Origin of the sequence: Enterobacter cloacae complex sp. P42RS (assembly GCF_014930595.1) — a bacterium.
GTDB classification, from domain to species: domain Bacteria; phylum Pseudomonadota; class Gammaproteobacteria; order Enterobacterales; family Enterobacteriaceae; genus Enterobacter; species Enterobacter bugandensis.
Map to the genome: position 1 here is coordinate 20492 of NZ_JADBRK010000004.1, position 11928 is coordinate 32419.

At 61.4% G+C, this 11928-nt stretch carries 11 protein-coding genes; 2 read left to right on the forward strand and 9 right to left on the reverse strand.

Annotation, left to right across the window (positions count from 1 at the left end; all coding sequences use genetic code 11):
* Window position 1: 1 nt before the first annotated feature.
* From hypF to IM314_RS06045, 3 genes are all read right to left on the reverse strand, one after another.
* On the reverse strand, window positions 2-2218 hold the full coding sequence (gene hypF / locus IM314_RS06035; protein ID WP_193358405.1) for a carbamoyltransferase HypF: 2217 nt from the start codon (window positions 2216-2218) through the stop codon (window positions 2-4).
* A gap of 6 nt (window positions 2219-2224) precedes the next feature.
* Window positions 2225-2770: an electron transport protein HydN gene (hydN, locus tag IM314_RS06040; protein WP_096218291.1), complete on the reverse strand. Its 546-nt coding sequence runs from the start codon at window positions 2768-2770 to the stop codon at window positions 2225-2227.
* A 133-nt stretch (window positions 2771-2903) separates the two neighbouring features.
* The gene (locus IM314_RS06045) at window positions 2904-3917 is read right to left on the reverse strand and encodes a LacI family DNA-binding transcriptional regulator (RefSeq protein WP_032644912.1); all 1014 of its coding nucleotides are present in this window, start codon (window positions 3915-3917) and stop codon (window positions 2904-2906) included.
* Between the two features lie 213 nt (window positions 3918-4130).
* On the opposite strand from IM314_RS06045, the gene ascF reads away from it, so the two are divergent.
* Both ascF and IM314_RS06055 read left to right on the forward strand, forming a co-directional pair.
* The gene (gene ascF / locus IM314_RS06050) at window positions 4131-5582 is read left to right on the forward strand and encodes a PTS cellobiose/arbutin/salicin transporter subunit IIBC (protein WP_045261256.1); all 1452 of its coding nucleotides are present in this window, start codon (window positions 4131-4133) and stop codon (window positions 5580-5582) included.
* A gap of 18 nt (window positions 5583-5600) precedes the next feature.
* Window positions 5601-7025: a 6-phospho-beta-glucosidase gene (locus tag IM314_RS06055; protein WP_193358406.1), complete on the forward strand. Its 1425-nt coding sequence runs from the start codon at window positions 5601-5603 to the stop codon at window positions 7023-7025.
* 79 nt (window positions 7026-7104) lie between these two features.
* Here the strand turns inward: IM314_RS06055 and hycI are convergent, their stop codons facing one another.
* The 6 genes from hycI to IM314_RS06085 are packed head-to-tail and all read right to left on the reverse strand — an operon-like array spanning window position 7105 to window position 11927.
* Window positions 7105-7560, reverse strand: a complete 456-nt coding sequence (hycI, locus tag IM314_RS06060) for a hydrogenase maturation peptidase HycI (protein ID WP_126817298.1) — start codon at window positions 7558-7560, stop codon at window positions 7105-7107.
* On the reverse strand, window positions 7553-7963 hold the full coding sequence (locus IM314_RS06065) for a formate hydrogenlyase maturation HycH family protein (protein WP_041908479.1): 411 nt from the start codon (window positions 7961-7963) through the stop codon (window positions 7553-7555). The genes hycI and IM314_RS06065 overlap by 8 nt, the downstream gene beginning before the upstream one ends.
* Entirely contained in the window at window positions 7960-8727 is a 768-nt protein-coding gene (locus IM314_RS06070; protein ID WP_028014210.1) for an NADH-quinone oxidoreductase subunit B family protein, read from the reverse strand. The genes IM314_RS06065 and IM314_RS06070 overlap by 4 nt, the downstream gene beginning before the upstream one ends.
* Window positions 8727-9269 carry a formate hydrogenlyase complex iron-sulfur subunit gene (locus tag IM314_RS06075; RefSeq protein ID WP_193358407.1) on the reverse strand — a complete coding sequence of 181 codons (543 nt, stop codon included), beginning with the start codon at window positions 9267-9269 and terminating at the stop codon, window positions 8727-8729. The genes IM314_RS06070 and IM314_RS06075 overlap by 1 nt, the downstream gene beginning before the upstream one ends.
* A gap of 9 nt (window positions 9270-9278) precedes the next feature.
* Window positions 9279-10988 (reverse strand): formate hydrogenlyase subunit HycE, encoded by a 1710-nt coding sequence (gene hycE, locus IM314_RS06080; protein ID WP_193358408.1) that lies wholly within the window; start codon window positions 10986-10988, stop codon window positions 9279-9281.
* 15 nt (window positions 10989-11003) lie between these two features.
* Window positions 11004-11927, reverse strand: coding sequence for a respiratory chain complex I subunit 1 family protein (locus IM314_RS06085; protein ID WP_193358409.1), 924 nt, complete (start codon window positions 11925-11927; stop codon window positions 11004-11006).
* Window position 11928: the final 1 nt, after the last annotated feature.

The window sequence follows — 11928 nt, forward strand, 5'->3', positions numbered from 1 at the left end:
TTTAAATCCTTTTTGAACATGACCGGGCAGCGGCAACCACCGCCTGCCCGAAGGAGATCGCTCCGTCACCTGCGGGCAGGCGCGAAGGAAAAAGAAGCGTAAAGTCAGAGAGATGATGACGCAGGCGCGCGCGCAGCAGGCGGTTGTGCAACACGCCGCCGCTGAAGCAGATTGTCGAAATCGATAAGCGTCGGGCATGACGCGCGGCAAGCTGAGCCAGCCCTTTTGCCAGCGCGTCGTGAAACGCCCACGCGCGCTCGCAGGGCTCCGCCTGCCAGTTCAGCCACTGCTGCCAGAAAAGCGCGAGGTTACCCGCATCCAGCGTCACCGGATGGTCGACGCCCGCGCACTGCGATGCCAGCGCTTCCAGTCTGCAGGCGGCTTCACCCTCCCAGGATTGCGCATTGATACCGATCGCACAGGCGACGGCATCAAACAGGCGACCACAGGATGAGGCACGCGGCGCGTTGATACCGCGCTGGATCGCCGTCGCCAGCAGCGGCCAGCTGTGGCGCTGAACCGCTCGCGTTTCCGGGTAGCGTTGCCAGTCCGGGACAAACGCCAGGCAGTGGGCGAGCAGATTACGCCACGGCTGTTTTGCCGCCAGATCGCCGCCCGGCAGCGCCACGGCAGGCAGGCCGCCGAGCCGTTCGCAGTCGAGATAGTTCACCCGCAGGCACTCTCCGCCCCACAGCGCGCCGTTCTCGCCCATGCCGATCCCGTCCAGCGTCAGAGCGATAGCGTCTCCGCCGTCGAGCGGCCAGCCGTTCTCCGCCAGGCACGCCGCCGCGTGAGCGTGATGATGCAGCACGGTTTCGACGGGCAGCGCCTGCTCCTGCGCCCACCGGCGCGCGCGATACCCCGGATGGGCATCGCACACCAGCTTATCAGGCTGGAAAGCGTAGATGCCCTGCATCGTCGAGAGCGCGCTGCGCCACTGCGCCTCTACGCCCTCGTCGCTCAGATCGCCAAAGTGCTGGCTCAGCACCGCCTGGTTGCCGCGCACCAGGCAGAAGGTGTTTTTCATCTCTGCACCGGTGCACAGCATGGCGGGGATATTCTCAAAACCCGCGGGCAACGTGACGGCATCGGGCACAAAACCCCGGGCGCGACGCAGGATAGCGCCATCCCGATCCATCACCGAATCATCCATGCGCTGCAGGATGTCGCGGTTGTGCAGCAGGAAGCCGTCCGCGATGCCGCTGAGATCCTCCAGCGCCTGCGCGTTGGTGACGGCAGGCGGCCTGCCACTGAGGTTGCCGGAAGTCATCACCAGCGGGCGCCGGCAGTCCATCAGCAAAAGATGCTGGAGCGGGTTCGCGGGCAGCATCACGCCAACGCAGTCGAGCCCTGGGGCAATTTCCTCGGGAAACGCGGGAAGCGAAGCTTTCGGCGTCAGCACGATCGGTGCCGCGGGCGAGCGTAACAGCGTCTGTATCGTCTCCGGCAGATCGTCCGCATCCGGTAGCATCACCGCCAGCGGCTTCGTCGGGCGCTGCTTGCGTGCCCGCAGCGTCGCCGCTGCCTGCGGGTTAAGCGCATCGCAGACCAGATGAAATCCCCCCAGCCCTTTAACCGCCACGATCCCGCCGTTTTTCAGCCTCTTCACCGCCGCGTTTAAGGCCGATTCGCGAGTGGCAATAGTGTCTCCGGCTCGCCATTCCAGTTGCGGCCCGCAGTCCGGGCAGGCCACCGGCTGGGCGTGGAAGCGGCGGTCGGCCGGGTTGCGGTACTCGGTTTCGCACGGCGCGCAGAGCGGGAATGCGGCCATCGACGTGGCCGGACGGTCGTACGGCATGGCGCGGATAATGGTAAACCGCGGCCCGCAGTGGGTGCAGTTGATAAACGGGTAACGATAGCGGCGCTCGCGGGGATCGCGCATTTCAGCCAGACACGCCGGGCAGGTGGCAGCATCCGGTACGATTTGCGTATCCATCGCCCCGCGATCGCTGTGGCGGATGGTAAAGTCCTCAGGCATGTCCGCCCAGGTGAACGGCTGCGTTTCAACGCGATCGATGCGCGCCAGCGGTGGGCAGTCCTGATGCAGCCTCGCGGTAAAGTCCCCCCCATTACCCGCGAGACGCACCAGGACACCCTCTCCGTCGTTGCAGACATCGCCCACAAGCTTCAGCCGGTGCGCCAGCTGCCAGACGAAGGGCCGAAACCCTACGCCCTGCACTTTGCCGCGCACCCGAAGCAGTACGCCGTTAACGCTCATCGCAGCTTAAAACAGCAGCGATGACGAGGTGTCGAACGCCGCGCGACGGCGTTTTTCTGTGCTCATCTGCTCAAGCTTGTCACGATCAACGCAGACCAGCGCGTGCGTCGGGCAGGCCTCCATACAGGCCGGGCCGGCTTCGCGGTGATAGCAAAGATCGCATTTATTGGCTTCGGCTTTCTCCGCCCGCACGCTCAGCCCCATGCCGCTGTTGCGCACCACCGGGCGGACAACCACCTCCATCGCGCCATACGGACAGGCCACCACGCAGGTTTTGCAGCCGATGCAGCGCTCTTGCATCACGTGCACAAAGCCCTTCTCGCGCTTAATCGCCCCGTTCGGGCAGACGTTCGCGCACGGCGCATCTTCGCACTGGCGACAGATGGCAGCGGTGGAAATATTCACACCTTTAATGACGTGAATGCGCGGCAGGAAGGTATCGGGAGTGAGAGAGGCGCAATCCTGCTCCGCCTGGTGGGAAACCACGCACGCCACTTCACAGGTACGGCAACCAATGCACTTGCTGGCATCGGCCATAATAAAACGGTTCATCTGCTTCTCCGGCATAACTGTTATGCGCGAAGCTATTCATAAACCGTGCCAATATTTAAGTTAATGATTTTTAATGATAATAAAAACGCAGCGTTTCTGTCATCGTCATTAGTGACGATGACAGATGTCGACGTCAGCGGTGCGGACCATCGGTAACGGAGTCGCGCAGGACAAGCTCGCCAGAAAAGGTTTGCTGATATTTGAACTCTCCGCCGTCGAGCATGAAAATCAGGCGACTGACGATCTCCTGGATCATCGCCGTCACCGGAATACGCACGCTGGAGAGCGACGGCACGATGTAGGGCGCAATCGCCACGTCGTCAAAGCCGATGACGGACACCGCGTCCGGCGTGGCGACGCCGCTGTCGTGCAGCTGCTTGATGGCGCCGATCGCCATATCGTCGTTGCTCGCCACCAGCGCGGTAAACGGTTCGCCGCGGGAGAGGAGTTGAGTGACTGCCGCCGCGCCGCTGGCCGGGTTCCACTTCCCTTCGGCGATAAGCGCGTCACGCGCTGCAATACCGTGCTGCGCCAGCGCATCCCTGTAACCGGAAAGACGCTCAACCCCGGTGGGGGAATCCAGCGAACCGGTGATAAAGGCAATCTCCCGGTGCCCTTTCGCAATCAGCTGCGACACCGCGTCCTGACACGAGGCTTTATGATCGGACCAGACGCTGTGGCTGCTGTTTTTCCGCAGGCGGCGGTTAAGCACCATAATCGGTTGCTCGCATTTCTCGACGAGCTCGTCCAGCTCTTCCACGCTCAGAAAACGCGGGTAGATAATTACCGCATCGCAGCGCATATCCAGCAGATACTGGATCGCCTCGCGCTCTTCTTCGGCGCTGTGCTTGCCGTCGGCGAGGATCAGCTGCCGCCCTTTTTCTTCCGTCATCCGCGCGGCGTTAAACAGCAGCTCGCTAAAGTAGACGCCGTGATACAGGGTGTTGGTCACTACCAGCCCAAGCGTCTGGGTGCGTTTGGTCGCCAGGTTTCGCGCCAGCAAGTTCGGGCGATAGCCGCTCTCTTCAATGGCCTGAAAAACCCGGTCTTTGGTCTCCTGGCTAACGTAGCCGTTGCCCGACAACACCCGGGAGACCGTCGCTTTCGATACGCCTGCCCGCTTCGCCACTTCCAGCATCGTGGTCATATTGTTCTTCCATCCGAAACTCATGCGGGCAGTGTACTGCACCGCGAAAAAATTGTCGCAGCGACGACGTCACGCTTTCTACACCCCACTGCGATCTTCATCACGAAAAGAAAAAATGTCCAAAAAGCGGTCTTGTTTCAAAAAAAGAAACTCATGATGATTATGTGGAACCGGTTTCCTACATTTCACACAACGATAACAGGAACAGATCCGATGGCCAAAAACTACGCTGCGCTGGCAAACGACGTTATCAGCGCGCTGGGCGGCAAAGAGAACATCGTCGCCGTTACCCACTGCATGACGCGCCTGCGTTTCGTACTGAAAGACGAAAATCTTACCGACGTTGCGCGCCTGAAAAGCATCAGCGGCGTGCTTGGCGTGGTGCGTAACGACAACCAGTGCCAGGTGATTATTGGCAACACGGTTTCACAGGCGTACCGCGAAGTAGTGAGCCTGCTGCCCGTTGACCTGCAGCCCGTGGTACCGGAAGGCCCGCAGAAGCTGACGTTACGCCGCATTGGTGCCGGGATCCTCGACGCGCTGATCGGCACCATGTCGCCGCTGATCCCGGCGATCATCGGCGGTTCGATGGTCAAGCTGCTGGCGATGATCCTCGAAATGACTGGCGTGCTGGAAAAAGGCGCGCCGACGCTCACCATTTTGACCGTCATAGGCGACGGGGCGTTCTTCTTCCTGCCGCTGATGGTGGCGGCCTCGGCGGCGGTGAAGTTTAAAACCAACATGTCGCTGGCGATTGCCATCGCGGGCGTGCTGGTGCACCCGAGCTTTATCGAGCTGATGGCGAAAGCCGCGCAGGGGGAGCACGTTGAGTTCGCCTTTATTCCGGTGACGGCGGTGAAATACACCTATACCGTTATCCCGGCGCTGGTCATGACCTGGTGCCTGTCGTATATCGAACGCTGGGTGGATCGCATCACCCCGGCGGTGACCAAAAACTTCCTCAAGCCGATGCTGATCGTGCTGATTGCCGCCCCGCTCGCCATCGTGCTGATTGGCCCGCTGGGGATCTGGATCGGTAGCGCCATCTCCGCGCTGGTTTACACCATTCACGGCTACCTGGGCTGGCTCTCCGTCGCCATCATGGGCGCACTGTGGCCGCTGCTGGTGATGACCGGGATGCACCGCGTGTTTACGCCGACCATCATTCAGACCATTGCCGAAACGGGCAAAGAAGGAATGGTGATGCCGTCAGAAATCGGCGCCAACCTGTCGCTCGGCGGCTCGTCGCTGGCGGTGGCATGGAAAACGAAAAACCCGGAACTGCGCCAGACGGCACTGGCCGCGGCGGCCTCCGCCATCATGGCGGGGATCTCTGAACCGGCCCTGTACGGCGTAGCGGTACGCCTGAAGCGTCCGCTGATTGCGAGCCTGATCAGCGGTTTTATCTGCGGCGCGGTGGCGGGTATGGCAGGCCTTGCCAGCCACTCGATGGCAGCGCCGGGGCTGTTTACCAGCGTGCAGTTCTTCGACCCGGCCAACCCGATGACCATCGTCTGGGTGTTTGGCGTAATGGGGCTGGCCGTGGTGCTGTCATTTGTTCTGACCCTGCTGTTAGGGTTTGAGGATATCCCGGTCGAAGACGAGGCTGAAAAAGCGCGCGCCCTGCAGACCGCACCGGTACAGAACAACGCAGCAAAAGCATAAATTGAAAGCGAGGTAAGAATGTCTGTTTTTCCACAAGGATTTTTATGGGGCGGCGCGCTTGCCGCCAACCAGAGTGAAGGTGCTTACCGTGAAGGCGGCAAAGGGCTGACGACGGTCGATATGATCCCCCACGGCGCAAACCGCCTGACGGTGAAGCTCGGTAAGGAAAAGCGTTTTTCGCTGCGTGACGATGAGTTTTACCCGAGCCATGAAGCGATTGATTTTTACCATCGCTATAAAGAAGACATCGCCCTGATGGCGGAGATGGGCTTTACGGTGTTCCGCACCTCGATTGCCTGGAGTCGCCTCTACCCGAACGGCGACGAGCCGCTGCCGAATAAAGAGGGCATCGCCTTCTACCGGGCGGTGTTTGAAGAGTGTAAAAAGTACAACATTGAGCCGCTGGTAACGCTTTGCCACTTCGACGTGCCGATGCACCTGGTGACGGAGTACGGCTCCTGGCGCAACCGTAAGATGGTCGATTTCTTCGCCCGCTACGCCCGCACCTGCTTCGAGGAATTTAACGGGCTGGTGAAATACTGGCTGACCTTCAACGAAATCAACATCATGCTGCACAGCCCGTTTTCCGGCGCGGGGCTGGTGTTTGAGGAAGGTGAAAACGAGGATCAGGTGAAATACCAGGCCGCGCACCACGAGCTGGTGGCGAGCGCGCTGGCGACAAAAATCGCTCACGAGGTGAACCCGGAAAACCAGGTCGGCTGCATGCTGGCGGGCGGAAATTTCTACCCGTACTCCTGCAAACCGGAAGACGTGTGGATGGCGCTGGAGAAAGACCGCGAGAACCTGTTCTTTATCGACGTGCAGGCGCGCGGCAGCTATCCGGCCTACTCCGCCCGCGTGTTCCGCGAGAAAGGCGTCGTGATTGTGAAAGACCCAGGCGATGACGAACTGCTGAAAAATACCGTCGACTTTGTCTCGTTCAGCTATTACGCCTCGCGCTGCGCGTCGGCGGACATGAACGCGGGCAACACCAGCGCGGCAAACATCGTGAAGTCCATGCGTAACCCGCATATTCAGGTAAGCGAGTGGGGCTGGGGCATCGATCCGCTCGGCCTGCGTATCACCATGAACATGATGTACGACCGCTACCAGAAGCCGCTGTTCCTGGTGGAAAACGGCCTGGGAGCGAAGGACGTCATTGATGAAAACGGCGAGATCAACGACGACTACCGCATCAGCTACCTGCGCGAGCATATCCGCGCGATGGGCGATGCGATTGAGGACGGCGTGCCGCTGATGGGCTACACCACCTGGGGCTGCATCGACCTGGTGTCGGCCTCAACGGGCGAGATGAGCAAGCGCTACGGGTTTGTGTACGTTGACCGCGACGATGCCGGCAACGGGACGCTGGACCGCAAGCGCAAGAAATCGTTCTGGTGGTATAAAAAGGTGATTGCGAGTAACGGGGCGGATCTGGCGTAGCCAGTTGCCCGGTGGCTCTGCGCTTACCGGGCCTACGGTTTTGTAGGCCGGGTAAGGCGTCGCCGCCACCCGGCACTGCTCAGAGCGGAGAAAACCCTCCATCCCCAACCCACTCCGCCAGCCGCGAATACACCTCTTCCACCGCCGCCTTCACCGGCGGCGTCATCGGGTAATAAAAGCCGACAATGTCCGGCTGAATTCCTAAAAACAGCACCTCGCCCACGTCGTCTTTAATCTGATCGACCAGGTAGTTCAGCGGCATATTGTGGGTGGTCATCATAAACATCTCGGCGATGTCGTCCGGATCAATCAGGCGGATTTCGCCCGGGTTCAGCCCCATATCGGTGGCATCGACGATTAGCAGCCTTTCCGGGTGCAGCTCGCGAATGGCGACCACATCGTTTTCCGGCGCGCTGCCGCCGTCAATCACCACCCAGTCGCCCTGCGGTTTTGCGGCGCACATCTCCGCCAGCAGCGGGCCCGCGCCGTCGTCGCCCATCATGCTGTTGCCGACACATAGTAAAACGTCAGTCACGTAATCTCCTCACCATCAGGTAGATGGCGCTCTCCTGATGAATATCGTGCAGCATGCCGAGCAGCGTTTTGCTCCACGCCTGCTGCGCCGGGGTTTGCCTGCCGAGCGCCGCGTCAAAGGCGTTGGCGAGCATTGTGATATGGTTGGCGTCGATGACGATCTCGCCATACTTCGGCACGCCCTCCATCTTGCGCCGCGCGGTGCTGCCCTCCTCCAGCGTGGCGATCCACGCCAGGTATTCCGGCCACGGGCAGGTTAGCGCCGCCTCCAGACAGTCGATCACCCCGAGGTGGTGCCCAATCGCCAGGCTGTAATAGACCACCTGCTGCGCCGCATCCGGCGTGGCATCGTTCTCATCAATAAACTTACGGCTCAGCTGGCTGAACACCACCGTTTCACTCATCGGATACGCGCCTCATCCACAATGCTGTTCAGGTTTGCCACGATCTCATTGAGACGCGGATCGTTTTCCGCTTCCAGCCAGCGCGCCACCTGATGGTCGCCCTGGCTCAGCAGGCGCAGGTAATCGTCGGCAATCTGACGCCCGTAGCGATAGCCCGCCAGCCTGCGCGCCGTGCGGTCCACCTTCACGCGCAGCGGCTGGACCATGTCCGGATGCAGAATGGCCGCGGGCTGGTTGTCGATCTCGCCAGGTGCGCGGGCGTGGATCTTCTGCTCCAGCAGGCCGAGCGCCATCGCAAAGCCGTACAGCGTGGCGGCAGGCGTCGGCGGGCAGCCCGGAATATAGACATCCACCGGCACGATTTTGTCGGTGCCGCCCCAGACGCAATAAAGATCGTGGAAGATGCCGCCGCTGTTGCCGCAGGCGCCGTAGGAGATGCAGATTTTCGGATCCGGCGCGGACTGCCAGGCGCGCAGCGCGGGCGATCGCATGGCGCGGGTCACCGCCCCGGTAAACAGCAGAATGTCCGCATGACGCGGGGACGGAACCACTTTGATGCCGAAGCGCTCGGCGTCAAACAGCGGCGACAGGGTGGCGAAGATCTCGATCTCACAGCCGTTGCAGCCGCCGCAGTCCACGCGGTAGACGTAGGCTGAGCGTTTGATTTTTTTCAGTAGCGACGCCTTCATGCTGGCGATGGACTCCTCCACCGTCAGCGGCACCGGAATGCCGTTATCGTCGCGCGGGCCGAGTAAGTTTTCCATCAGCTGGCCTCTCTCATATGGCGGGTAATATCAATGCGGTCGGACGGCAGCAGGCACTTCTGACGTTTGCACTCCGGGCAGGTTTCGAAGCTTTCGCGGTGATGCTCCGCGCGGGCGTCGCCGTTGTGCTGCAGCAGCGCGATGGCGTAGTCGATCTCTTTTTGCACGGCGAACGGACGCTTGCAGACGCGGCAATTGCACAGCGCGAAGCGCGACTGCTGGAGAAAATCCTCTTTTTTCCACACCGCCAGCTCGTACTCCTGAGAAAGTCGAATGGCGACCGTCGGGCAAACCTCCTCGCAGCGGCCGCAGAAGATGCAGCGCCCGAGGTTAAACTGCCAGGCCAGCTCGCCGGTTTTGAGGTCCGTTTCCACCGTTAAGGCGTTCGACGGGCAGGCGTTGACGCAGGCCGCGCAGCCGATGCACTGCTGCGGGTTGTGTTCCGGCTTGCCGCGAAAGTTTTTATCCACCGGGATCGGCTCCAGCGGATAACTGCTGGTCTGCGTACCGGTTTTGATCACTTTTTTGATAAAGGTAAACATGACGAGTCCTTATTTCAGCGGCGAGTTCTTACGCTCGATGCTGTAGCGCTCAAGCTCTTTGTACGGCACCACCTGGCTTTTCTTCTTGCGCACGTCCACGACGGTCATGCGGTCGGTGCAGGAGTAGCACGGATCGAGGCTGCCGATGATCAGCGGCGCGTCAGAGACGGTGTTACCGCGCAGCATGTAGCGCAGGGTTGGCCAGTTGGCGTAGGTCGCCGCGCGGCAGCGCCAGCGGTAGAGCTTCTGGTTGTCGCCGGTCATGCTCCAGTGGATATCATCCCCGCGCGGCGCTTCGGCAAAGCCGAGGGCAAAGCGGTTCGGGATGTAGGTGAAGCCCTCCACCATCAGCGGGCCGCCCGGCAGGTTATCGAGGCCGTAGTCGATCATGTTCAGCGCGGTGAACACCTCGTTAATGCGCACCTTCAGGCGGGAGATGACATCGCAGCCCTGCTCGCTGTGCACGGTCATCGGCAGCAGGCCATAGCCGACGAACGGGTGATCGGCACGTGTGTCGCGGGCGTGGCCGCTGGCGCGCACCATCGGGCCGACGTTGCTGAAGTCGCGGGCAATTTCCGGGTCAAGACGACCAATCCCGACGGTGCGCTGCTCGATGTTGGGGGTGCTGAGCAGCATATCCACCAGCTCCTGCACGTCGCGGCGCATCTGTTGCGCCAGCTGACGGGTCTGGATCATGTCGTTTTTCAGCAGGTCGCGGCGGATCCCGCCGATCAGGTTCAGGCCGTAGGTTTTACGCGCCCCGGTGAGGATCTCCGCCATCTTCATCGACGCTTCGCGCACGCGGAAGAACTGCATAAACCCGGAGTCAAAGCCGACGAAGTGACACGCCAGGCCGAGGTTCAGCAGGTGAGAGTGCAGGCGCTCCACCTCCAGCAGAATGGCGCGGATCATCTGCGCGCGCTCCGGCACCACGATCCCCATGCCGTTCTCCACCGAGGTGGTGTAGGCGGTGCTGTGGGCGAAGCCGCAGATGCCGCACACGCGGTCAGAGAGGAACGTGACCTCGTTGTAGCCCATGCGGGTTTCCGCCAGCTTCTCCATGCCGCGGTGGACGTAGAACAGGCGGTAGTCAGCGTCGATGATATTTTCGCCGTCGACGAACAGGCGGAAGTGGCCCGGTTCGTCGGAGGTGACGTGCAGCGGGCCGATCGGCACCACGTTGTTCTTCTTGCTGCCCAGCTCGTTGATGAACTCGTAGGTTTCGCTGTCGGTGGTCGGGGCCGGACGCTGGCGGTAATCCATGCTGTCCTTACGCAGCGGATAGAGTTCATCCGGCCAGTCATCCGGCAGCACCAGACGACGCTCGTCCGGCAGGCCGACCGGCACCAGGCCGTACATGTCGCGCACCTCGCGCTCACCCCAGACGGCGGCAGGAACGCGCGGCGTTACGGACGGGTATTCCGGCTTATTCGGGTCGACCTCGACGCGCACGGTGAGCCAGCACTTCTCGCCCTGCTCCATCGACATCACGTAGTACACCGCGTAGTTACCGCACAGCTGGCGCTCGTCGTTACCGAACAGCACCGACAGCCAGCCGCCCTGCTGGTAATAGAGAAACTCCACCACTTCCGGCAGGTAGTTCACCTTCACGGTAATGGTGATCTGATCTTTGGTTTGCCAGGACTCCTCCAGCACCACGCCGGGGAAAGCCTGATGCAACGCGGCGAGATACTGCTGACCTTTCTTTTCTTCAGACATAAACACTCTCTTTAATCACGCCACCAGCAAGGAGACGAACGCTAAAAATGCAAAACCAAAACCGGCCCAGGTGATGCGCGAGGTTGCCGCAAAACGCAGGCGTGCCATGCTGTTTTCAAACAGGGCGATGACCAGCACGCCGATCAGCAGCTTGAGGGCGGCCACCACCACGGCCAGCAGCAGGCCGCCTGCAGAGAAGTGCGTCATCTGCCCCCACGGGAAGAAAACGCCAACAAACATCTGCAACACCACCAATTGCTTAAGGCTGATGCCCCACTTCAGCACCGCGAAACCGTAGCCGCTGTACTCGGTGAGCGGCCCTTCCTGTAGCTCCTGCTCCGCTTCCGCGAGATCGAACGGCAGCTTGCCCATCTCAATAAACGTGGCGAACGCGCAGGCGCAGAGTGCCAGCACGAGCGGGATGGAGCGGGCCACCGGCCAGTGGTAAACGGTGTCGGTGATAAAACTGATGTGGGTCGAACCTGCAACCTGCGCGGCCACCCACAGCCCCAGCAGCAGGATCGGCTCCACCAGCACGCCGAGCATCGCCTCGCGGCTGGCGCCGATGCCGGTAAACGGGCTGCCGGTGTCCAGGCCCGCAATCGCAAAGAAGAAGCGCGCGATGGCGAAGAGGTAGATGAGCGTAATCAGATCGCCGAGCACCGGCAGCGGCGAGCCTACCGTGACCACTGGCAGCGCGGTGGCGATGGTGAGCATCACGCCGACCATCACGAACGGCGTCAGGCGGAACACCCAGCCCGCGGCATCCGGCGCGACGCTCTGGCGGGAGAGCAGTTTGAAGAGATCGCGGTACTCCTGGAGCACGCCAGGCCCGCGACGGTTGTGCATTCGGGCGCGCGCCACGCGCGTGATGCCCGACAGCAGCGGCGCGGCGGCGAACAGCACCAGCGCCTGAAGAATTGCCAGTAAAAGACTCATG

What these genes read in the sequence shown, in the direction of transcription:
- hypF (WP_193358405.1), bottom strand. Translation starts at nt 2,218, where the DNA reads ATGAGCGTTAACGGCGTACTGCTTCGGGTGCGCGGCAAAGTGCAGGGC.
- hydN (WP_096218291.1), bottom strand. Translation starts at nt 2,770, where the DNA reads ATGAACCGTTTTATTATGGCCGATGCCAGCAAGTGCATTGGTTGCCGT.
- IM314_RS06045 (WP_032644912.1), bottom strand. Translation starts at nt 3,917, where the DNA reads ATGACCACGATGCTGGAAGTGGCGAAGCGGGCAGGCGTATCGAAAGCG.
- ascF (WP_045261256.1), top strand. Translation starts at nt 4,131, where the DNA reads ATGGCCAAAAACTACGCTGCGCTGGCAAACGACGTTATCAGCGCGCTG.
- IM314_RS06055 (WP_193358406.1), top strand. Translation starts at nt 5,601, where the DNA reads ATGTCTGTTTTTCCACAAGGATTTTTATGGGGCGGCGCGCTTGCCGCC.
- IM314_RS06065 (WP_041908479.1), bottom strand. Translation starts at nt 7,963, where the DNA reads ATGAGTGAAACGGTGGTGTTCAGCCAGCTGAGCCGTAAGTTTATTGAT.
- IM314_RS06070 (WP_028014210.1), bottom strand. Translation starts at nt 8,727, where the DNA reads ATGGAAAACTTACTCGGCCCGCGCGACGATAACGGCATTCCGGTGCCG.
- IM314_RS06075 (WP_193358407.1), bottom strand. Translation starts at nt 9,269, where the DNA reads ATGTTTACCTTTATCAAAAAAGTGATCAAAACCGGTACGCAGACCAGC.
- hycE (WP_193358408.1), bottom strand. Translation starts at nt 10,988, where the DNA reads ATGTCTGAAGAAAAGAAAGGTCAGCAGTATCTCGCCGCGTTGCATCAG.
- IM314_RS06085 (WP_193358409.1), bottom strand. Translation starts at nt 11,927, where the DNA reads ATGAGTCTTTTACTGGCAATTCTTCAGGCGCTGGTGCTGTTCGCCGCC.